The 21,237-nt window shown below is 52.5% G+C and carries 18 protein-coding genes; 9 read left to right on the forward strand and 9 right to left on the reverse strand.

The annotated features are described in order from the left end of the window. Positions 1–42 precede the first annotated feature (42 nt). Positions 43–522, reverse strand: a complete 480-nt coding sequence (locus J0A68_RS14545) for a type I restriction enzyme HsdR N-terminal domain-containing protein (protein ID WP_206578947.1) — start codon at positions 520–522, stop codon at positions 43–45. Positions 523–635: 113 nt separating this feature from the next. Continuing rightward, complete coding sequence (locus J0A68_RS14550; RefSeq protein ID WP_206578948.1) at positions 636–1,322, reverse strand: ComEA family DNA-binding protein; 687 nt, start codon at positions 1,320–1,322, stop codon at positions 636–638. A gap of 180 nt (positions 1,323–1,502) precedes the next feature. Between J0A68_RS14550 and hemA the strand changes: the two genes are divergently transcribed. Together hemA and J0A68_RS14560 are read left to right on the forward strand one after the other, a co-directional pair. After that, the gene (gene hemA / locus J0A68_RS14555) at positions 1,503–2,771 is read left to right on the forward strand and encodes a glutamyl-tRNA reductase (protein ID WP_206578949.1); all 1,269 of its coding nucleotides are present in this window, start codon (positions 1,503–1,505) and stop codon (positions 2,769–2,771) included. Positions 2,772–2,858: 87 nt separating this feature from the next. Beyond that, on the forward strand, positions 2,859–4,427 hold the full coding sequence (locus tag J0A68_RS14560) for a WG repeat-containing protein (protein WP_206578950.1): 1,569 nt from the start codon (positions 2,859–2,861) through the stop codon (positions 4,425–4,427). Between the two features lie 12 nt (positions 4,428–4,439). On the opposite strand, the gene floA is transcribed toward J0A68_RS14560, so the two are convergent. The 3 genes from floA to proS all read right to left on the reverse strand — a co-directional run bounded on the left by floA (position 4,440) and on the right by proS (position 7,499). After that, positions 4,440–5,450, reverse strand: coding sequence for a flotillin-like protein FloA (gene floA, locus J0A68_RS14565; protein ID WP_206578951.1), 1,011 nt, complete (start codon positions 5,448–5,450; stop codon positions 4,440–4,442). A gap of 1 nt (position 5,451) precedes the next feature. After that, complete coding sequence (locus tag J0A68_RS14570; RefSeq protein ID WP_206578952.1) at positions 5,452–5,910, reverse strand: NfeD family protein; 459 nt, start codon at positions 5,908–5,910, stop codon at positions 5,452–5,454. A 107-nt stretch (positions 5,911–6,017) separates the two neighbouring features. Further along, the gene (gene proS / locus J0A68_RS14575; protein WP_206578953.1) at positions 6,018–7,499 is read right to left on the reverse strand and encodes a proline--tRNA ligase; all 1,482 of its coding nucleotides are present in this window, start codon (positions 7,497–7,499) and stop codon (positions 6,018–6,020) included. 233 nt (positions 7,500–7,732) lie between these two features. Here proS and J0A68_RS14580 point away from each other — a divergent pair, with 233 nt between their 5' ends. Together J0A68_RS14580 and J0A68_RS14585 are read left to right on the forward strand one after the other, a co-directional pair. Beyond that, complete coding sequence (locus tag J0A68_RS14580) at positions 7,733–8,986, forward strand: hypothetical protein (protein ID WP_206578954.1); 1,254 nt, start codon at positions 7,733–7,735, stop codon at positions 8,984–8,986. 78 nt (positions 8,987–9,064) lie between these two features. After that, positions 9,065–10,579, forward strand: coding sequence for an OmpP1/FadL family transporter (locus J0A68_RS14585; RefSeq protein WP_206578955.1), 1,515 nt, complete (start codon positions 9,065–9,067; stop codon positions 10,577–10,579). Here J0A68_RS14585 and J0A68_RS14590 read toward each other — a convergent pair. Genes J0A68_RS14590 through J0A68_RS14600 form a run of 3 tightly spaced genes read right to left on the reverse strand, consistent with a single transcriptional unit; the run spans position 10,569 to position 12,731 of the window. Then, positions 10,569–11,099, reverse strand: coding sequence for a shikimate kinase (locus tag J0A68_RS14590; protein WP_206578956.1), 531 nt, complete (start codon positions 11,097–11,099; stop codon positions 10,569–10,571). The two genes, J0A68_RS14585 and J0A68_RS14590, sit on opposite strands and share 11 nt — an antisense overlap. Beyond that, positions 11,096–12,193, reverse strand: a complete 1,098-nt coding sequence (locus J0A68_RS14595; protein WP_206578957.1) for a BT_3928 family protein — start codon at positions 12,191–12,193, stop codon at positions 11,096–11,098. The genes J0A68_RS14590 and J0A68_RS14595 overlap by 4 nt, the downstream gene beginning before the upstream one ends. Next, positions 12,186–12,731 carry a DUF1599 domain-containing protein gene (locus J0A68_RS14600; protein ID WP_206578958.1) on the reverse strand — a complete coding sequence of 182 codons (546 nt, stop codon included), beginning with the start codon at positions 12,729–12,731 and terminating at the stop codon, positions 12,186–12,188. The genes J0A68_RS14595 and J0A68_RS14600 overlap by 8 nt, the downstream gene beginning before the upstream one ends. 122 nt (positions 12,732–12,853) lie before the next feature. Between J0A68_RS14600 and folP the strand changes: the two genes are divergently transcribed. Together folP and cdaA are read left to right on the forward strand one after the other, a co-directional pair. Beyond that, on the forward strand, positions 12,854–13,630 hold the full coding sequence (gene folP, locus J0A68_RS14605) for a dihydropteroate synthase (RefSeq protein WP_317195121.1): 777 nt from the start codon (positions 12,854–12,856) through the stop codon (positions 13,628–13,630). Beyond that, positions 13,627–14,502 (forward strand): diadenylate cyclase CdaA, encoded by an 876-nt coding sequence (gene cdaA / locus J0A68_RS14610; RefSeq protein WP_206578960.1) that lies wholly within the window; start codon positions 13,627–13,629, stop codon positions 14,500–14,502. The genes folP and cdaA overlap by 4 nt, the downstream gene beginning before the upstream one ends. Before the next feature lie 81 nt (positions 14,503–14,583). Here cdaA and kbl read toward each other — a convergent pair whose 3' ends face one another. Beyond that, complete coding sequence (kbl, locus tag J0A68_RS14615) at positions 14,584–15,780, reverse strand: glycine C-acetyltransferase (protein WP_206578961.1); 1,197 nt, start codon at positions 15,778–15,780, stop codon at positions 14,584–14,586. 153 nt (positions 15,781–15,933) lie between these two features. On the opposite strand from kbl, the gene J0A68_RS14620 reads away from it, so the two are divergent. From J0A68_RS14620 to J0A68_RS14630, 3 genes are all read left to right on the forward strand, one after another. Then, entirely contained in the window at positions 15,934–16,890 is a 957-nt protein-coding gene (locus J0A68_RS14620) for an NAD-dependent epimerase/dehydratase family protein (protein WP_206578962.1), read from the forward strand. A 115-nt stretch (positions 16,891–17,005) separates the two neighbouring features. Further along, complete coding sequence (locus tag J0A68_RS14625) at positions 17,006–19,729, forward strand: DUF1553 domain-containing protein (protein ID WP_206578963.1); 2,724 nt, start codon at positions 17,006–17,008, stop codon at positions 19,727–19,729. Next, entirely contained in the window at positions 19,729–21,237 is a 1,509-nt protein-coding gene (locus J0A68_RS14630; protein WP_206578964.1) for a DUF1501 domain-containing protein, read from the forward strand. The genes J0A68_RS14625 and J0A68_RS14630 overlap by 1 nt, the downstream gene beginning before the upstream one ends.

A 21,237-nucleotide genomic window follows, 5' to 3' on the forward strand; every position in this document is an offset into this window, starting at 1 on the left:
TCAATTTATAAAAAATCTGATTTATATCATAAAAAAAATGACTTATTGTTTGGGAGGACACGGAGCTTCACGAGTCTGCACAAATTTCTGCTCCGGCTCCGAGTAACGAAAAAAAACGTGGACTAGCCCATTACTCAGAACCAAGTTGGGACAGTTGAGTTGTTGATTGTAGACCATGGCTTGACGCAAAGTCTTTTCGTCGATTTTCACCTGTGGGGCCTTGCATTCCACGAGCAGATAGGGCGAACCGCTACGGTCAAACACGATCAGGTCGGTACGCTTATCCAAGCGATTGTATTTCAAACCCTTTTCCAAGGAAAAAAGCCCACGGGGATAATCCTTGTGCTGGATCAGAAAATTGATCCAATGCTGGCGAACCCATTCCTCCGGCGTCAGCACCAAGTCCTTTTTTCTCAGGGAGTCATAGATCCAAAGCTTGTCTTCAGCCTGTTTCAGGACAGGTTCGAATTGGGGGAGGTTTAGCCCTGGAAGGCGAACTTTTTTTTCCTGAAGGCGACTCATGCGCCAAATATCGCTATTTTTCCTTCCCCCTAGCCCCAAAAATAGACAAACAGGAAAAACCTCATTTTTTGTCAAAATATTACAAAACACCCGTTCCCTGACATCAGCCGACCCTATTGGCCAAAATCCAGGTAAGGCTTGATTCTCTCAATCCACTCCGTTTTGAAAATCTTGATGCTGGCCAAATCCTCCGAAGCGGAAAATTTGCCGTGCTGCTGCCGATAGGCCACCAGCACCTTTGCTTCGCTGTAGCTGATATAGGGGTGCGCCGACAGCTGTTCCACCGTTGCGGAGTTGATCGGCAGCCTGGCAAAAACCACGCTGTCGAACTCGAAGAACTCCCCTATCGCCTGCATCATTTCCTCATTGACCCCATACACCTCCAGCAGCTGGCGCTGGGAATGAAATCCCCCGAGCCTCTGCCTGTATTTGACGATCCGTGAGGCCGTACTAGGACCTATCCCTGGCACGATCTGTAGGGTCACCGAGTCCGCCTGGGAAAAGAAAATGCGGTTGAGGTTTTCGAGCTGCCTCTGGTTTCTCGCCGCCTTGGAAGTATCCTGGGGATTAAACGTCGGTAAGGGAGACGAGACCAGCTGAATGTGAATGCTTTGCAAACTATCAACACGGCTCTGATACTGCTTGAGGATATCCTCGGCCTGTCTGTTTTTAAGCCATCTCACGGCATCTGGAAGCAAACCAAACAGGAGCAGAAAGGGAATCAAGACCAAAAAACCCCGGGATTCTTTCCCAGAAAAGCCCAGATAGGATTTGATCCAATAAAAAAACCGATCTTTCATGCGTAAAAAGTAAACCAACTGATAAGTTAATCACAAAGCAATCGAAATCCTATCTGCCCGACTCCGATAAAGTGAGTCTGCTGTTTCTATTTAGATAAATTCTAAATTACCCTGCATTTAGCCGAAAGAAACTATTGGGGGGCGAGAGTCTGTTAAATTTGCATTGCAAAACTTGTAAAAATGCACACCAAGTTTCGGGCTATCAGTTTATCACACAAGACCGCACCTGTTCAGATCAGGGAATTGATCTCTTTGGATGAAGAGTCAATCCATCGCATACTCCTGAAAATCAAAGAGTTTTTCAACCCCGGAGATGCCCTGATTCTGTCTACCTGCAACAGAACGGAGATCTACTACAGCCATGAATTGGACTTGGGCACCGAGATCATCAAGTTGGTCGGCTTGGAAAAAGGCCTGTCTGACGTGGTCAACTACCTCGATTATTTTGAAATCCTGAACGATGACCGAGAGGCCATCTCCCATCTTTTCCGCGTCTGCATGGGATTGGAAGCCCAGGTGATCGGCGATATCCAGATATCCAACCAGGTCAAGCGTGCCTATCAGGCAGCGGCCGACTTGGACATGGCTGGGCCGTTTTTGCACCGGCTGATGCATACGATCTTTTTCACCAACAAGAGAATCGTGCAGGAGACCAGCTTCCGTGATGGAGCTGCATCCCTCTCCTATGCCGCCATCGAGCTGATTGAAAGCCTCACCTCCAACATCTTTCAGCCAAGAATCCTGCTGATAGGCGTGGGTGAAATCGGTGAAGACGTGGCTAAAAACATGGTACACCTTCCCGAAGCCAAGGTGAAAATCACCAACCGAACTCAGGCCAAAGCCGAAGCAATCGCAGCCGAATTGGGCTTTGAAGTGGTGCCTTTCGAAAACTGCCGGGAAGCCATGAACGAAGCCGACGTGATCGTCTGCTCGATCATGAAAAACGAGCCTTTCATCACCAAGGAATTGGTCAAGCAGTTTGACATCCAGAGCTATAAGCTCCTCGTGGACCTCTCCGTGCCTCGGAGCATCGAGACTTCTGTCGAGGACGTATCCGGCGTGGTGCTGTACAATGTGGACAATATCCGCAGCAAAGCCTCTGAGGCCTTGGAAAAGAGACTAGCTTCCGTACCCAAAGTCGAGGCGATCATCGAGGAAAGTATAGCGGAATTCTACGGCTGGAAAAAGGAGATGATGGTATCCCCCACCATCAACAAACTCAAGCAATCCCTCGAGCAAATCCGCCAGGAAGAACTGAGCAGATTTCTCAAAAACGCCGATGGCAAGGAGTACGAGCTCATCGACAAGATCACCAAGAGCATGATGCAGAAAATCCTCAAAGTGCCGGTGGTACAGCTGCGGGCCGCCTGCAAGCGGGACGAGGCCGAGGAGCTGATCGAGATGATCACCGACCTGTTTGACCTGGAAAAGGTCAACACCGAAAAATAAAAGAAATTTAAGCTTAAGAAATGACCAAAGGCTCCCTAGGTATCCTTTGGTCATTTTATATTTAGGCCAAATTGCATCCTCTCTCCCATGATTTCCCCCTCAGTACGACGACTGCTCCTCGCGGCAGCTTTCTCCCTCAGTTCCAACCTGATTTATTCCCAAACCTGGGAAGTCTATGATCCCCAAGGCAAGCTCAAGTCCCGGGCAATCTACGACCGCATTGAGGTGCTGAGCGAGTCGGTAATCATCGGCAAAAACGAGAAGGGGCTGGCGATGCTATCGAGGGATCTGAAGCCAGTAGTCGATCTCCAAGGCGAGGAAGTCTACCAATATCTCGCGCCTTGGATCTTGGTGAAAGGGCCCAAGGGAATCGGCGCTTTCCACGAATACGGACAGCAGGCCTTGGCCCTGGAGTACGAGGAGATACAGACTTACTTTAATTTTCTCCTGGGAAAAAAAGGCGGAGAATACTGGCTGTTTGAAAAAGGCAACGGAAAGACCACCGCACTCGGGAAGCTCGACGACGCGAAGCTGACCCATCACGGGATGCTGATCACCCAGAAAAACGGCAACTTCTATCTCCCCCTTTCCAAAGATCCTGAGCGTCCCTACGAGATGCTGTCGGAAAACAAAGGAAACTACCTGCTGGCAAAAGAAGCCACGGGATTTGGGATCATCAATATCGAGGGAGACTACGTCATGGATCCGGTAGTCGACCAGCTGGAGCATACCAAAGGGGACTACTTCTACGGATTCGACCAAAACCAATACCTGCTCATCAAAGGCGACGAAGTCAAGTCCGACGTGGCCTACAACTCCTACCATAGGATCACGAAGGAGGGAGACCTGATGCTGGAGTACATCCACGGCAAGCTTCGCCGGGTGATGGAGGAAGATGGCATTCTCCTGGACGCAGTCGGCATGGAGTCGGTAGAACTCATTGGCGACAACCTCTTCAACGTGAGGTTTCGCGAGAACAAGCTCGGCCTTCTGGGCAAAAAGGGGTGGCAAGTACAGCCCACCACCGACATCGAATGGATCAAGGCCGGAACCGAAGGCCTTTTTCCGGCGGGCAAAAAAGGCCTCAGCGGTTTTGTCAACTCTTCCGGCAGCTGGGTGGTCGAGCCACGCTTCGCCGAAACAGGGCAATTTTCCGAACAAATCTCCAAATACCGAAATACGGTCACATGGGGACTGATGGCTTTTGACGGACGCATCATCCAAGAGCCCAAGTGGGATGAGATCAAGGACTTCTCAGCCGGGATCGCCATCGCCAAAACCGGGGGAGAATTTCACCTGCTGAACAAAAACGGTGAGGTGCTCAACGAGTCGGGCTTTGACAAAGTATGCAGGCTAAAGGAAGGTTACTTTTTGGTGGAAAAGGCCGGAAAGCAGGGTCTGCTAGACCAGTCCGGCTCAGAGCTTCTACCCCTTGCTTTTGAAAACATCCAAGTGGAAAACCCGGACTTCATGATCGTCAAAAAAGACGGCCTGGTCGGCGCAATCAACATCCAGGGCGAAGTGATCATCCCGGTGAACTATCAGGAAATCGTCGCTGACTGGAGCGGAAACCAAGTCCTGGCCAAGGAACTGTACCAACCGGTGGTCATACAAATCGAAGAACCGCAAACCGGAAAAAGAAAAAAGGGAGCTTGACGCTCCCTTTTTTTATTTCTTCTCGGATTTTCCCGAGCCAGAATCCTTCGAGTCCTTGTCAGAGCTGGCAATTGAGTCCCGCATCGAGGTATCCGATTTGATGTTTTCCATGCGGTAGTAATCCATTACCCCCAATTGTCCAGAGCGGAAGGCTTCCGCCAGCGCTTTGGGAACTTCGGCTTCGGCCTCGACTACTTTCGCCCGCATTTCTACGTTTTTCGCCTTCATCTCCTGTTCCAAAGCGACCGCCATGGCACGTCTTTCCTCAGCTTTTGCCTCGGCGACTTTCAAATCAGCAGAAGCCTGGTCGATCTGAAGTTTCGCTCCGATGTTGGCTCCCACGTCAATGTCTGCGATATCGATCGAAAGAATCTCAAAAGCCGTCCCTGCATCAAGGCCACGCTGAAGAACCAGTTTGGAGATTTTGTCGGGGTTTTCAAGCACCGATTTATGCGTGGCCGCCGAGCCGATGGAAGTGACGATCCCCTCCCCGACACGGGCTAGGATTGTCTCCTCTCCTGCTCCACCGACCAACTGGGCGATATTGGCACGGACAGTCACCCTCGCCTTGGCTATCAGCTGGATGCCATCTGCAGCCACAGCGGCCACATTCGGGGTATTGATCACCTTCGGGTTTACGGATATCTGCACTGCCTCAAACACATCCCGGCCCGCCAGGTCTATCGCGGTGGCCTGCTTGAAGCTGAGGCTGATGTTTGCTTTGTCCGCGGAAATCAGCGCCCTGATCACCGCGGGCACGTTGCCTCCCGCCAGATAGTGCGTTTCCAGCTCATTGGTCGTGAGCTGAAGTCCCGCCTTGGTGGCGGTGATGAGGGAATTGACGATCACGCTCGGCGGAACTTTCCGGATTCTCATCCCGATCAATTCCCCTATGCCTACGCGGACGTTGGCAAACTGCGCCGTAATCCACAGATTGACCGGGACAAAGTATAAAAAGATGAATAGTAGGACTATCCCTGCGAAAGCAGCTACCAACACGAACAATGAACTGTTTGGCTCCATATTATTTGACTAGAATTTTATTGTTTTCGATTTTGATGATATTGACTGTGCGGCCGACCTCGATAAAACCCTCCTCGGACTTGACCTCGTAGATCCGCTCCCCAAAGGACACTTTTCCAAAAGGCTTGATGTCCGACATCGCCGTGCCGCTCATCCCGATGGCAAGACCGTCGGTTCGGCCGTCAAAGGCACCTCCCTGCATGGAAGATTTGAGGGAAAAACGCTTCCATACCCCTGAGCTAAAGCCAAACCATACGACCACCAGATTCAAGATGGCGGCAAGGCCGGTGATCCACATTGCCGTGCCCGCCTCAAAGGAGATGAATGCATACGCCACTCCCGCCAAACTGACGATCAATCCAAAAATACCGACGATCGTGGTACCGGGAATAAACAGCAACTCCACCAACAACAAGATCAAGCCGATGGTAAGTAGACTGGATAGGATCAGAATGGTCATGGCCGGGAGAAACGGGAGTAGAATCAGGCCTAAAATACGGGTTTCGGGAATCAAACCTACCAGAAAAAAGAAAAAAGCCGGAAGTGGACTTTCCGGCTTTGGTACTTTTAGTAGGCTTTCGCAAAGTAGACTCGGCCCGCCGAGGGCTTGCCGGTATAGACGCAGACACCCTCCTCTTCTTTTCTGTCCAAAGGAATGCAGCGGATGGTAGCCTTGGTGAGTTCCTTGATTTTATCCTCAGTCTCGGAGGTTCCGTCCCAGTGCGCAGACACAAAGCCGCCCTTTTCCTCCAGCACCTGCTGAAATTCCTCCCAGGAATTCACCTCGGAAGTCACAGATGCCCGGAAATCGAAAGCTTTCTTGTATATGCCCTCTTGGATATCCTCCAAAAGCCCGGTGATTTTCTCCACAATAGATTGGGAAGCCAGTTCGAAGGTTTCTTTGGTGAGGGTATCTCTTCTGGCGATTTCGATGGTGCCGTTTTCCAAGTCCCTCGGGCCTAATGCAATCCTCACCGGCACGCCTTTCAGCTCGTACTCGGCAAACTTCCAGCCGGGCTTTTGGGTGTCTCTGTCGTCAAATTTGACGGAAACCCCAGCTTTGCGAAGATCGGCCATGATTTCCTTGGCCTTCACCGAAATGGCCTCCAGCTCGGCCTCTCCTCGGTAGATCGGCACGATCACCACCTGGATAGGAGCCAATTTTGGAGGCAAGACCAAACCATTGTCATCGGAGTGGGCCATGATGAGCGCTCCCATGAGACGGGTACTCACTCCCCAAGAGGTTCCCCAGACGTGATCCAATCCGCCTTCTTTCGTCGCGAATTTGACATCAAAAGCTTTGGCAAAGTTTTGTCCCAAAAAGTGGGAAGTACCCGCCTGAAGAGCCTTGCCATCCTGCATCATCGCTTCGATACAGAAGGTTTCATCCGCACCGGCAAAGCGCTCGTTTTCGGTCTTTCTCCCCTTCACCACAGGCACCGCCATGTATTCCTCGGCAAACTGCGCGTAAACATTCATCATCTGGACGGTCTCGTCCATTGCTTCTTTTGCGGTCGCATGGGCGGTATGCCCCTCCTGCCAGAGGAACTCGGCAGTCCTCAAAAACAGCCGGGTCCGCATCTCCCAGCGCACCACATTGGCCCACTGGTTTACCAGCAAAGGAAGGTCGCGATAGGACTGAACCCAGTTTTTGTAGGTACTCCAAATGACCGTCTCGGAGGTAGGACGCACGATGAGTTCTTCTTCCAACTTAGCCTCCGGATCTACGACCACGCCAGAGCCGTCTTCGGCATTTTTCAGGCGATAGTGCGTCACCACGGCACATTCCTTGGCAAATCCCTCCACGTGGCTAGCCTCTTTGCTCAGGTAGGACTTTGGGATAAAAAGCGGGAAATAGGCGTTGGTGTGGCCGGTCTCCTTAAACATCTTATCCAACTGCGCCTGCATCTTTTCCCAGATGGAATAGCCATAGGGCTTGATCACCATGCATCCCCTCACTGCGGAGTTTTCGGCCAGGTCAGCTTTCTTCACCAGTTCATTGTACCACAGCGAATAATCCTCGCTGCGTTTTGGAAGTCCTTTACTCATTTAGGTTGTATAGAATGTTAAAATGTCTTTAAATTTGCTTACTTAGGGCTGGCAAATATAAACCAAAAAGAATAACCTCAGGATTCTCAGCCCGTATAACAAGACAACAATCAACTTCTCCTATGAAGAAACTCACCCTCATTACCGCTTCAGTTCTAGTTGGGTCCCTTGTCATCTCTTCTTGCAGTTCGAATAAAATGACCGCTAGTGGGCCGAATGACAACTTGTATTTCATGGCTTCTGACGTGCAGCTGGCGACGAAATACGCTGTGGCAAACAACAATCCACAGTCCTTCAAAAACATATCCGAGGAGCCGGCTTTGGCGGAGGAGAATTTCAGTTCGAGAAACGTAAATCCGGAATACATCTCCAGATACCAAGCTACGGAAGCTGCGACTACTTCGGAAGATGGCGTCATTTACTTTGACGAATCATCAGACTATCAAGGCAGCACGGGCAACATCAATGCTTACGACAATTACACTACTTCCAGCAACGGAAGCAACAGCGGTTTTTCCAACGTTAATTTCAATTTTGGCCTAGGCTTCGGATACAGTCCCTATGGGTGGGGGATGTCTCCCTACATGGGCATCAATTACGGATGGGGATTTATGCCCGGCCTTTCCATCGGCTTAGGTTTCGGATTTGGCTACCCGATGTATCCTAGCTATGGATGGGGATATCCTATGTACCCTGGCTACGGATGGGGCTATCCGATGTACGGCTATGGATATCCTATGTATGGCTATGGCTATCCAGTTTACCCTGGCTATCCTGCCTACGTATTGCCAGGCAGTGAATATGGCAACAGACGCGTAGTATATGGTGCAAGACCTACCAGAGGCTCTTCTATCACAAACACTGGTGTCCGCGGATCTCAAGCTGCAGTGATGCCTAGTACCGCACGAGCACAAGCCAGAAACAGCGCCAGCGCTTCCAACCCTGCCGCAAGACGTTTGGTGTCTTCCGGCGGGACTTCCAGAACAGCGACCCGCGACTTTGGCAGCTCTCAAAACGACTACTACAATGCCAGCCGCAGCAGAGTAGCTACCTCCAGAAATATCAGCTCTCCTGCAGCAGATCGCGCTGTGAGCACCCGCTCCAGAAGCTCCATTCCATCTGCCAGATCCAGCTTCAACACTCCCGCGAGCAGCAGCATGAGAAACTACTCCAGCCCTGCCAGAACCAGCAATCCAAGCTACAACAGCAGAACAAGCTCTCCTTCTTACAACAGAGGTTCTATTCCGTCTTACAACAACAGAAGTACTTCACCTTCATACAACACCAGATCTACTTCGCCTTCTTACAACAGAAGCAGCAGCCCGTCCTACAACAGAACGGTCACTCCAAGCAGATCAAACAACACATCCACCTTCAGCTCGCCTAGCAGGTCTAGCTCTGGTGGCAGCATGAGTGCTCCGAGCAGAAGCTCGGGCGGGTCTTCCGGCGGTAGCGTCGGCGGATCCAGAGGAGGAAGGGGAAATTGATTTCCCCTTTTTTTTTTCGGCAATTCAGCACAAAAAGTCATTCCTACCGTTTATTCCTTACAACCAAACAGCAGTTTAATGAGGTTTCTGACCGTATTTCTCACCCTCAGTTCTTTCACTATTGCGGGGGCTTTTGCGCAGAGCGGCTACTATGAGGACGCCTATCGCTTCAGCAGAGCCAATCCCTCCGGTTCCGCCAGAATAATAGGAATCGGCGGCACCCAATATTCCTTGGGAGGCGATGTGTCCAATATCGCGGGCAACCCGGCGGGGCTCGGTTTTTTCCGGACTTCTGAAATCAGCATCAGCTTGGGCTACTCGGACTGGAGAGTGGACACACGCTATCTGGGTCAAGACAAAACCTACAACACCACGAACTTTTCCCTGCCCAACGCGAGCTACGTGATGGCAAACCCCAAAGGAGATCTGGAACAGGGCGCCTTCAAAGGCGGCGGCTTTGGGATCAGCTTCCAGCGAATCGCAAACTTCAACACCGAATACGGCTACTATTCCGACCAGCTCGGCCAAAGCTCCATCATCGATTTTTACCTGCAGGATGCCTTTGGGATACCGGAGAGCCAAATCGAAAACTATGGACTGACAGGCCTGGCTTACCAGACCTACCAGATCAACCCTGTTGCTTTTGACGAGAATGGAAATGCGATCAATGACCCATCGGTCTATGACTCCTTCGTTTTGGGCTTTCCCTTTCAGGATGAAAACATCACCCAGCAAGGAAGCGCCAACCAGATGACCTTTTCCTATGGAGCCAATTTCAACCACAAAGTCTTTGTCGGTGGTGGGCTGGGGATTCGATCCCTCTCCTTTTCCTCCTTCAAGACTTACAATGAAGAGTTTGTCGACCAACCCCTAGTCAATTCCAGCTTGAGGGAAAACCTGTACATCAACGGGATTGGAGTAAACCTGAACCTAGGCTTGATCTACAAGCCCATCGACTATGTCAATCTGGGCTTTGTCTTCCAAAGCCCGACCTGGTACTCCCTCAACGAAGAGTACGAGGCAGGTATGACCGCCATCTACAACAATTACTACTACGAGGAAGAAGACGTCACGCTGGGACGCCAAGATGCCGTCACCGATCTCGTGATCAGCAACTATGGCCTAAACACCCCTCTCAAGGTGGGCGGAGGTGCCACCTTTTTCCTCGGAAAAAATGGCTTTATCTCAGCCGATCTGGATTGGGTGGACTACAGCGCAGGGCGCATCAGCTCCAACGATTTCAATGAAGGCCCCGACAACCAAGTGATCAAGAGCATCTACGCCAGCACCATCAATTACCGAGTGGGCGGAGAGGCGCGATTCGACGCCTTGAGGCTGCGGGCTGGCTATGCCTACTTTGGCGATCCCTATGCGGATTCTCCCGGCATCGATCAGAGCAGCCAGCAGATCAGCGGCGGGATAGGTGTAAAACTCCGATCCATCGCGATTGACTTTGCCTTGTTCAACCAAAAATACAACGGGCTGTACAGAAGCTATCAGGTTTTGGATGAAAACGGGAACAACTATGGGCCCGTCACCGAAATGGAAAACAGCATCACCTCCGGTGTGCTGACGGTCGGCTTCAGTTTTTAAGCTGGTTGATCAGCTCATACATCAGAAGCTCAGCGGAAAAGTCATCCCCGCTGAGCTTTATTTTTGCCTGGCTATAATAGGAGTCCCTATCGGCGAGCAAGCTCTTTAGCTTTAGGGTGATTTCCCCTTGACCCAAACCCTGAAACATGGGGCGGTTTTGTACTTTGGACACCCTCAGTCGCTCGGAGATGGATTCCAGGGGGACGTCCAGATAGACTGAGATAGACGAGGCATTGATCAGGTCCATGTTGTCGTTGAAGCAAGGAGCTCCGCCGCCGGTGGCCAGCACAAAGGAAGATTCTTCCCGCAGAAGCTCTGCCAGAGTCTCTGTCTCCCACTGGCGAAATCTCCCCTCTCCCAGCGTGGTAAATATCTCGGGGATCTTCATGTGGGAGCGCACTTCCACTTCGTGGTCCAAATCCAAAAAAGGAAAGCTTAACTCTTGGGCGAGCTGCCTGCCAAAAGTGCTTTTGCCGGAACCGGGAAGCCCTACCAAGACTACTTTCAGGTACTTGCTCATAAAAACAGATCCAAAACCTCCGTAGCCTCCGGGGTATTATTATGGTGGTACTTTTCCATCACCACGCCGTCCTTGAGGACCATGATTCCGGGATTTGCCCGCATGATGGTCTTGACCACCGTCGCATCGGCCTGTAGACCGACCACGCTCCAGTTTTGCTTGGACAGGAATGCATCGATCTCCTCCTGCGTCGCGGCAGCCATGAAGACCAAGTCAACCGGCGCTCCCTGCAAAGAACCCAATAGAGCCGTGATCCTGTCAAGATTGGCATCGCTCATCTTGGACAAGTTGCTGCTGAGGACAATGACCTTATTGCCTGCGAAAACGAAGTCCGACTGGTCTCCGTCTACATTCCAGGCAGCAAAATCAGAGATCTTGGGCAAAGCCTCCGGATTCTGAAGCACCATCTCCACAAACTCGTAGCTCTCGTCCGTAGGATATTGGTCAAAGGTGAAGGTCTCCCCTCCCTTTTTCATGACATAGGTGTATTGGAGTGGCGCAGAGGGCTGCATGTTGGTCGGAATACTCACGCCATTTTTGTAGGCTCTGAAGTCAATGAAAGGCAGGTTTCTGATCGCCCAAACTGCCACCACAAACGATACCAGCAAAACGAGCAGGGACGTCGCATTCGCCCATTTGGGGCTTTCCTCCGGCAGGTCTTTCCTGAAAAAGAACAAGACCGAAATCATGATCAGCAAGACGATATCCTTGTAAAAGGACTCCCAAGGAGTGAGCTTGATCGCATCCCCAAAGCAGCCGCAGTCCGTCACTTTGTTGAAATACGCGGAGTAGAACGTCAAAAACGTGAAAAACAGGATCATCAGCGCAAGCGCCCAAACGGTCTGTCTCAGCTTCACCCCGAGTATGAGCATCACGCCCAGGACGACTTCAGCCACCACCAGCACCACTCCGATCTGTAGCGCCCATGGCTTGAAATAGACAAAAAATCCCGCTATGTCGTTGGAAAACACGTCAAAATACTCCTCCAGCTTGATGGCTGTCCCCACGGGGTCGTTGACTTTGATAAGGCCGGAGAAAATGAACAGGCCTCCCACCAAAAACCGGAGAACCCACAGAATGGCGTTTTTACTCATGATATCCTAGTTTGATCAGGCAAAAGACCGAATAGTTGATCATATCCTGATAGTTTGCTTCTATACCTTCCGAGACGATGGTTTTGCCTTGGTTGTCCTCGATCTGCTTTACGCGAAAGAGCTTCATCAGGATGATGTCCGTCATCGAGCTCACCCGCATGTCGCGCCAGGCCTCGCCGTAGTCATGGTTTTTGTTTTCGAGCAGGCCACGCGTGGCTCCCGACCAATGGTCATAGAGGGGCTCCAGCTCTGCATAGGGGATTTCCAGCCTGCTTTCCTCTTTCAAGCTGATTTGGATCAGGGCTATGAGGCAATAGTTGACAATACCGACGAACTCATCGACGATGGGGTCGTCCACCTTTTGGCCGCCTTTTTCCTGGATAGAACGGATTCGCTGGGCTTTGATAAAAATCTGGTCGGTGATAGACGAAAGCCTCAAAATCCTCCAGGCTGTCCCGTAATCCAGGGTCTTCTTTCGGAACAATTCTTTACATCGGGCGATTACTTGATTATATTCGTTGCTGGTATTAGTCTCCAAAATCCAATAGTTTAATGCTTTCCGGCTCCAGTCCGTCTTCTTCGACCGAAGATAAATTATTTTCCCAGAAACATTCCATTCAAATCAAGGGAAGGCTCATTTGCCTGGACAAACCCCAAGTGATGGGCATCCTAAACCTGACTCCGGACTCATTTTTTGCGGGAAGCCGAATGTCCGGAGACCGGGAGCTGCTACTTGCCTCCGCAAAGAAAATGATCCTCGATGGGGCCGATATGCTGGACCTGGGGGGCTACAGTACCCGTCCGGGTGCCGCCGAGGTTTCTGCACAGGAAGAGCTCGACCGGGTAGTCCCCGCGGTGGAAGCGATCCGTCGGGAATTTCCCGAAATCCCAATCTCGGTGGACACCTTCCGGTCCCAAGTCGCCCGTGCCGCCGTCACCGCCGGTGCCGATCTCATCAATGATATCTCTGCAGGGGAGCTGGATGAAGACATGCTTCCCCTCATCGCCTCCATGAAGGTGCCCTACATCGCCATGCACATCCGGGGAAACCCGAAAAATATGCATGAGCACACCAACTATTCTGATATTTTATCAGAAATACTGTATTATTTCTCGGAAAAAGTGGATCTTTTTAGAAAACTTGGCATCATAGATGTAATTCTGGATCCTGGGTTCGGATTTGCAAAGACGGTCGAGCAGAATTTCCTGCTGCTGAAAAATCTAAAAAGTTTTGGGGTGCTGGGACTGCCGCTTTTGGTAGGCATTTCCCGAAAGTCCATGATCCACAAATCGTTGGACATCCCAGCCTCCGAGGCACTCAACGGCACCACTGCCTTGAATATGTTTGCTCTGACCCAAGGCGCGAACTTGCTCAGGGTCCATGACGTTAAGGAAGCTAAACAGACAATTAAATTATTTGAACAACTATACCCTTGAGCTTGCTTTTCAAAATAGGATTTTTGGATATATCTATCGTCAATATGATAGATATAGCGCTCGTTGCCGCGCTCCTATACCAAGTCTACAAGCTGCTCAAAGGAAGCGTTGCCATCAAGATCTTCCTAGGTTTCCTCTCGCTCTACCTCATCTACCTGCTGGTAAGGGCAATCCGGATGGAGTTGCTCTCGGCGATTTTGGGGCAGTTCATGGGAGTAGGTGTCATCGCGGCCATTATCATTTTTGCGCCTGAGATCCGTAAATTCCTGCTCATCGTCGGCCGCTCTTCCATCTTCTCAGACGACAATATCCTGAAGGACATCCTTTTCTTTTGGAGAAAAAAGGAAAACACATCCTTCAACATCAGCCCGATCATCGACGCCTCCAAAAACCTGGCGGGTAGCAACATGGGCGCGCTGATGGTGATCTCCAGCAGTACCGAACTGAAGTTCTATGCCGAAAGCGGGGACATTCTGGACGCGGAGCTCTCCAAGCGTCTCCTCATTTCCATTTTCAACAAATACAGTCCCCTGCACGACGGCGCAGTGATCATCTACAAAGGCCGAATCAAGGCAGCAAGATGCATTCTCCCTGTCACCGAACGCGAGGTCCCCGCGCAGTTTGGTCTTCGCCACCGTGCGGGAATCGGCATGTCGGAAGCAACCGACGCCTTGATCCTGGTGGTCTCAGAGGAGACTGGCCAGATTTCCATGATGAAAAATGGAAAAGTACTGCACAATCTGTCCTTTCAGGAGGTTAGGGAAATCATCAACGACTACCTGAACAACGAGGACCTAGATGACCGCTTCGAAAACCTCTCCGAGCAGGAGCTGGGCAAAAAGCGAAACCTGGCCGTATCCGGCAAAAACTAAGCAGATCCACTTCTTTTGAAATAGAAAAACCGGCAGAAAGCTTACCTTCCTGCCGGTTTTTTTTGACTTTCAGCGAATTGATTATTTGATCACCCCCAGCTCTTTTCCCACTTCCACAAAAGCAGCAATCGCCTGGTCGAGATGATGGCGCTCGTGGCCTGCGGAGATCTGCACGCGGATTCGGGCTTGGCCTTTGGGCACTACCGGATAGTAGAATCCGATCACGTAGATTCCTTTTTCGAGAACCTTCTCGGCCATCTTTTGCGACAGCACGGCGTCGTAGAGCATGATCGGCACGATGGGATGCTCGCCAGGCTTGATGTCAAATCCCGCCTCGGTCATCTTGGCGCGGAAGTATTTGGTGTTTTCCTCCAGCTTGTCCCGTAGCTCGGTGGTCTCAGACAGCAGGTCAAAGACCGCAATCGACGCACCGGTGATGGATGGAGCCAGGGTGTTGGAGAAAAGGTAGGGTCTGGAGCGCTGGCGAAGCAACTCGATGATCTCTTTTCTTCCCGAAGTAAAACCTCCTGACGCGCCACCAAGTGCTTTGCCCAGGGTACCGGTGATGATGTCCATCTTGCCCATCACGCCGCAGTGCTCGTGTACGCCTCGGCCTGTTTTCCCTATGAATCCAGTCGAATGGCACTCGTCAGACATGACCAAGGCCTCATATTTCTCGGCCAGCGCCACGATCTTGTCCAGCTGGGCGATGGTGCCGTCCATGGAGAAGGCGCCGTCGGTCACGATGATCTTTTGCTTCGCTCTCGCAGCCACGGCATCTTGGAGCTGTTTTTCCAGATCAGCCATATTGTTGTGCTCGTAGCGGTAGCGCATCGCTTTGCAAAGGCGCACCCCGTCGATGATCGAGGCGTGGTTCAGCGCATCGGAGATGATCGCATCCTCAGGGCCCAGGAGGGGTTCAAACACTCCCCCGTTTGCGTCAAATGCCGCCGCATAGAGGATGGTGTCCTCTGTGCCCAAAAATTCGGAGATCTTCCTCTCCAGCTCCTTGTGGATGTCCTGCGTGCCACAGATGAAGCGCACGGAAGACATGCCAAAGCCGTGGGAGTCGATGGCTGCCTTGGCGGCCTCGATCACCCGGGGGTGGGAAGACAGACCGAGGTAGTTGTTGGCACAGAAGTTCAGCACTTGTTTGCCCCCGGCAATGGTGATTTCGGCGGCTTGGGGTGAGGTGATGATGCGTTCTCTTTTGAAAAGTCCGGCTTCTTCGATGCCTTTTAGCTCTTCTTGCAATTTGGGCTTAAACTGGTCGTACATATGGGATAGATTAAAATTGATTGGCTTTTTCGGGACATCCGCTGATCAAAAAACCTGTGCGGAGAGGTGAATTTTACTACTTTTGCGCAAGCAAACCCAAATATAAACAAAAACCCATTAGGCGACTTTTGGGCATTTTTGAAAGATCAGCGCATGGAAAAAATCCTCATCATCGGAGCCGCCGGACAGCTGGGTTCGGAACTCACCAAAGCCCTCGCCGACCAGCATGGCGGAGAGCAGGTCATCGCCACAGACCTGCGGGATTCCGCCCGGGCGGAATTTGACTATTGCAGATTTGAAGTCCTGGACGCAATGAACAAAGAGGCGCTTCATGATTTGGTAAGGGAGGAAAACATCACCCAGATTTACCATCTCGCGGCGGTTCTCTCTGCCACAGGCGAAAAAAACCCAAAATTCGCCTGGCACCTGAATATGGAAAGCCTGCTCATCGTATTGGAGCTGGCCAAGGAGATGAAACTGGACAAGATCTACTGGCCTTCCTCCATTGCCGTTTTTGGGCCGAACACTCCAAAAAACAACACCCCGCAATATTGCGTCAAGGAACCCAACACGATCTATGGCATCAGCAAGCAGGCGGGTGAAAGATGGTGTGAATACTACTTCGAAAAACACGGAGTGGACGTGCGAAGCCTGCGCTACCCCGGGCTGATCGGCTACAAATCCCTCCCCGGTGGCGGTACGACCGACTATGCCGTGGACATCTACCACAAAGCCTTGGCAGAAGAAAAATTCACCTGCTTCCTCCGCGAAGACAGCTACCTGCCGATGATGTACATGCCGGATGCGATCAAGGCGACTTTGGACTTGATGAACGCTCCCCGCGAATCCGTCAAAATCCGCTCCAGCTATAACCTGGCGGGCATGAGCTTTTCTCCAAAAGAGATCTTCGAAAGCATCAAAAAGCACGTTCCGGGCTTTGAGATCGAATACCAACCGGACTTCCGCCAAGCCATCGCCGACTCCTGGCCAGACAGCATAGACGACAGCCGCGCGCGGCAGGACTGGGGCTGGAAGCCCGACTACGACCTGGACGCGATGACCGCAGACATCCTCAAGAATCTTCCGGATTTCTTTCCTCCGAAAAAATAAACACCACAAAGCCCGATTGATTTCGGGCTTTTTTAATTTAGACCATTCGTCACCGTGAAATTTTCTTTCAGTGCGAATATCTCCTACTTTAGGCCTTCTGTCCAAAAAGCCCAAAATGAGCAAGTCCAGGCTGAGCATACTGATCACCATCCTCCTCGGTATAGGAATCGCCTATTTCGCTTGGAACAGCGAAGATGAGGTAGATTTCAGTACCGAGATCAAACCCATACTCAACAAGCACTGCATCTCCTGCCACGGCGGGGTAAAGAAAAGCGGGGGCTTCAGTGTACTGTTTGAAGAAGAGGCTTTCGCTCCCACCGAATCCGGCCATCCCGCGATCGTCCCCGGCGACCCCGGCTCCAGCGAATTGATCCGCCGACTTACCCACTCCGATCCTGAGCTCCGTATGCCCTATGAGCGCAGTCCGCTCAGCGAGGAAGAGATCGATCTTTTGAAAAAATGGATCAAGCAAGGGGCTAAATGGGGCAAGCACTGGGCCTATGAGCCGGTCGCAAAACCCGAAGTCCCCGGCGAAATCCAATCCGCGGGCTTTTCTGAAAACGGCTCTTCTTCCCAAAAGCCCATAGACTATTTCGTCCAAACCAAGCTGGAGGAACTCGAAATGACTCCAGCACCCGCCGAAAGCCCGATGAAGCTGCTCCGTCGGGTTTCCCTAGACCTGACCGGCTTGCCCCCTTCCGGGGATTTGGTCGCCGGCTTTTCCTCCGGAAAAATCAGCTACGAACAGGCCGTCGACGCACTGCTGCAGGATGAAGCCTATGGGGAAAAGTGGGCGACCTGGTGGCTAGACCTGGCCCGCTACGCCGACACCAAGGGCTACGAGCGGGACGTCTCCCGTACCATGTGGCCCTTCCGCGATTACGTGATCCGCTCTTTCAACGAAGACAAACCTTTTGACCAGTTTACCATCGAGCAGCTGGCCGGGGACCTCCTGCCCCATCCTACCCAAGACCAGCTCACCGCGACGGCTTTTCACCGCAACACGATGAACAATGACGAAGGGGGCACCGAAGACGAGGAGTTCCGGGTAGCTGCAGTGATGGATCGGGTGAACACTACCTTCGAAGTCTGGCAAAGCACGACCATGGCTTGCGTACAGTGCCACAGCCATCCCTACGATCCCATCCGCCATGAGGAGTATTACCAGTCTTTGGCCTTCTTCAACAACTCCCGGGACGAGGACACCCACGACGAGGAGCCCAAGCTGAGGTTTTACGAAGCGGAAGACCAGGCAAAAATGCAGCAGATCCTCGACTGGACCGCCGCCCACGAAGGCGAAAAACAAGCCAAGCTCCGCGAGGATTTCCTGAGATTTTACGAGCCAAAATATGCGGCTCACCTAGCTACAGATTTCCAAAATGCCGAGCTCATCGACACCAAGTGGCTGGGGCTGAGGTCTGGCGGGTCTGCCGTCTACAAAAACATCGACACCCAAGGCTCCGACCAAATGCTCATGAGCTACCGGACAGGCCTCGACGGCACAAAGGTGACCATCCGAAAAACCAATGCGGAGGGCGAGATCCTGGCGAGCTTCGTCATGAACAAAACGCAAGGAGACATCGTCCGGGAGATTCCTTTCCGAGTGCAGCACGAAGCCCTCGACCTATACATCGAAGCGAACAATCCCAAAGCAGGCCCGCAGCAAAACACCTCGACCATCGTGTGGTTTGCCTTTGTCCCTACGTTCGGAGGCAAGGAAAAACCCGGCTATGCCCAGGTCAAAAGCCAGTGGGATGAGCTGCTGGAGTTCAGGGGAACCAAGCTGCCGATCCTCATCGAAAACCCTCCTTACATGGCCCGCGAGACCAAGGTCTTCGAGCGCGGCAACTGGATGGTTTTGGGAGAAAAGGTGGAATCGACCACGCCAACGGAGCTTGGCACCTGGAATGCCGATTGGCCGAAAAACCGCCTGGGCATGGCCTATTGGCTTACTGCCAAGGACAACCCCTTGACCTCACGGACCTTGGTCAACCGGGTTTGGGATCAGCTCTTTGGCCGGGGCATCGTCTCGACCGTGGAAGACATGGGCACCCAGTCCGATCCGCCTTCCCACCCCGAGCTATTGGACTACCTGGCCTGGAAGACCATGAATGACTACGGATGGAGCATGAAAAGCCTGATCCGCGAGATCGTCCTTTCCGATACCTATCGCCAGTCTGCCGACATTTCTCCGGAGGCTTTCCAAGCCGATCCCGGCAACCAATGGTATGCCCGCGGACCTAGGTTTAGGCTTTCTGCGGAGCAGGTCAGAGACCAGGCTTTGGCCGTCAGCGGGCTGCTGAGCAGAAAGATGTACGGCAAGCCCGTCAAACCCGTCCAGCCCGAGGGCATCTGGATGACCGTATACAACGGCGAGTCCTGGACGGAAAGCGAAGGCGAAGACAAGTACCGTCGGGGAATCTACACCTTCCTGAAACGCACAAGCCCCTACCCTTCCTTTATCTCCTTTGACGCGGGAAGCCGGGAGGTCTGCCTCAGCAAAAGAATCGTCACCAACACGCCCTTGCAGGCGCTGGTCACGCTCAATGACCCCGTGTACGTGGAAGCAGCCCAGGTTTTGGCAAAAAATCTATGGGAGTCTTCCGGGCAAAACCCGGACAAAGCCATTCCCGAAATCTACAAGGCTCTGATACTTCAGCCTATCTCTGCCTCCAAACAAAAAGCCATGGACGGGCTCTTTGTCCAGGCAAGAAAAGAATTCGAAGCCAGTCCGGAAGCGACGATGGAATTTTATCCCGATGCCGACGCCGAGCTGGCGGCCATGGCCGTGGTGGCCAATGCGATGATGAATTTGGATGAATTTCTAACCAAGCCCTAATGAAGAACCTGGAAAAACTCCTGAGCGAACTGCAAGTCCAAAAGCTGCAAACCCAAACCAGAAGGCACTTTCTCAGGGATTGCGTGAGCAAAGTGGGCGGTCTGGCTTTGGCTCCCTTGCTTTTTGGCTGCGAAATCGGAAAAGACGGACAGGCCAAAACCGGCCTCAACCTCAGCGAGCGGGATTTGAACCCTCTGGCTCCGCTTCCTCCACCCTTTGCGGGCAAGGCTAAATCCATCATCTACCTCCACATGGCGGGAGCACCTTCCCAGCTGGAGCTCTTTGACTTCAAGCCCGAGCTGGCCAAGCTGCACGACCAGGACTGCCCCGAAAGCCTGCTGGAGGGACGCAAGTTTGCCTTCATCCGAGGGGTCCCCAAAATGCTCGGCCCCCAGGCCACTTTTAGCCAGCATGGGCAATCCGGCGCTTGGGTCTCCGATTACCTCCCGCATTTTTCGAAAGTGGTGGACGAAGTGGCTTTCCTCAAGGCCATGCACACCGATCAGTTTAACCATGGCCCCGCACAGCTCTTCATGCAGACCGGATCTCCCAGACTCGGCCGCCCGAGCTTGGGAAGTTGGGTCACCTACGGCCTCGGCACGGTCAACCAGAACCTTCCCGGCTTTGTCGTGCTGACCTCGGGGGGAAAAACGCCCGATGCGGGAAAAAGCGTCTGGGGTTCCGGCTTTTTGCCCTCAGTCTACCAAGGCGTGCAGTGCCGCTCCAAAGGCGACCCCGTGCTCTACCTCGAAGACCCCAGCGGCATGTCCCGCGACCTGAAGAAAAACGTAATCTCAGCGATCAACCAAGCCAACCAGGAAGATTTTGAATCCATCGGCGATCCGGAGATCCTTGCACGCATCAACCAGTTTGAGATGGCGTATCGCATGCAGATCGAGGTGCCGGAGGTGATGAACATCAATGACGAACCGGAATACATCCACCAGCTCTACGGCACCCAGCCCGGTGAGGAGTCCTTTGCCAACAACTGTCTGCTCGCCAGAAAACTGGTGGAAAAGGGCGTTCGCGTAGTCCAGCTCTACGACTGGGGCTGGGACACGCACGGCACCGACAAAGACGGCTCTATCGACATGGGTCTTCGCAACAAATGTCGGCAGATCGATCGGCCCATGTCTGCGCTTTTGCTGGATCTCAAGCAAAGGGGCTTGCTGGAAGACACGCTGGTGGTCTGGGGCGGGGAGTTTGGCAGGACGCCGATGCAGGAAAACCGCGAGGGCAAAGTGCAGGGCTTCAAAGGCCGGGACCACCACACCGATGCCTTCACCATGTGGGTAGCCGGGGGAGGTGTCAGGAAGGGCGCAAGCTACGGCATCACCGATGACTTCGGCTTCTCCGGCGTGGACGAGCGCACCTCCGTGCATGACCTGCATGCGACCCTACTCCACCTCATGGGCTTTGACCATGAGAAATTCACCTACGACTTCCAGGGAAGGCCTTTCCGGCTGACCGACGTCGAAGGAGAACTGATCCGAAAAATCATCGCTTAA

The sequence above is a fragment of the Algoriphagus oliviformis genome (genome assembly GCF_017254915.1).
Taxonomy (GTDB): domain Bacteria; phylum Bacteroidota; class Bacteroidia; order Cytophagales; family Cyclobacteriaceae; genus Algoriphagus; species Algoriphagus oliviformis.

Bases quoted from the DNA above. Each gene is read 5' to 3' on its own strand.
- J0A68_RS14570 (WP_206578952.1), bottom strand. From the start codon at position 5,910: ATGACCATTCTGATCCTATCCAGTCTACTTACCATCGGCTTGATCTTG.
- kbl (WP_206578961.1), bottom strand. From the start codon at position 15,780: ATGTACGACCAGTTTAAGCCCAAATTGCAAGAAGAGCTAAAAGGCATC.
- J0A68_RS14595 (WP_206578957.1), bottom strand. From the start codon at position 12,193: ATGAGTAAAAACGCCATTCTGTGGGTTCTCCGGTTTTTGGTGGGAGGC.
- J0A68_RS14550 (WP_206578948.1), bottom strand. From the start codon at position 1,322: ATGAAAGATCGGTTTTTTTATTGGATCAAATCCTATCTGGGCTTTTCT.
- J0A68_RS14620 (WP_206578962.1), top strand. From the start codon at position 15,934: ATGGAAAAAATCCTCATCATCGGAGCCGCCGGACAGCTGGGTTCGGAA.
- proS (WP_206578953.1), bottom strand. From the start codon at position 7,499: ATGAGTAAAGGACTTCCAAAACGCAGCGAGGATTATTCGCTGTGGTAC.
- folP (WP_317195121.1), top strand. From the start codon at position 12,854: ATGGGCATCCTAAACCTGACTCCGGACTCATTTTTTGCGGGAAGCCGA.
- J0A68_RS14545 (WP_206578947.1), bottom strand. From the start codon at position 522: ATGAGTCGCCTTCAGGAAAAAAAAGTTCGCCTTCCAGGGCTAAACCTC.
- J0A68_RS14560 (WP_206578950.1), top strand. From the start codon at position 2,859: ATGATTTCCCCCTCAGTACGACGACTGCTCCTCGCGGCAGCTTTCTCC.
- J0A68_RS14625 (WP_206578963.1), top strand. From the start codon at position 17,006: ATGAGCAAGTCCAGGCTGAGCATACTGATCACCATCCTCCTCGGTATA.
- floA (WP_206578951.1), bottom strand. From the start codon at position 5,450: ATGGAGCCAAACAGTTCATTGTTCGTGTTGGTAGCTGCTTTCGCAGGG.
- J0A68_RS14630 (WP_206578964.1), top strand. From the start codon at position 19,729: ATGAAGAACCTGGAAAAACTCCTGAGCGAACTGCAAGTCCAAAAGCTG.
- J0A68_RS14580 (WP_206578954.1), top strand. From the start codon at position 7,733: ATGGCTTCTGACGTGCAGCTGGCGACGAAATACGCTGTGGCAAACAAC.
- hemA (WP_206578949.1), top strand. From the start codon at position 1,503: ATGCACACCAAGTTTCGGGCTATCAGTTTATCACACAAGACCGCACCT.
- J0A68_RS14585 (WP_206578955.1), top strand. From the start codon at position 9,065: ATGAGGTTTCTGACCGTATTTCTCACCCTCAGTTCTTTCACTATTGCG.
- J0A68_RS14590 (WP_206578956.1), bottom strand. From the start codon at position 11,099: ATGAGCAAGTACCTGAAAGTAGTCTTGGTAGGGCTTCCCGGTTCCGGC.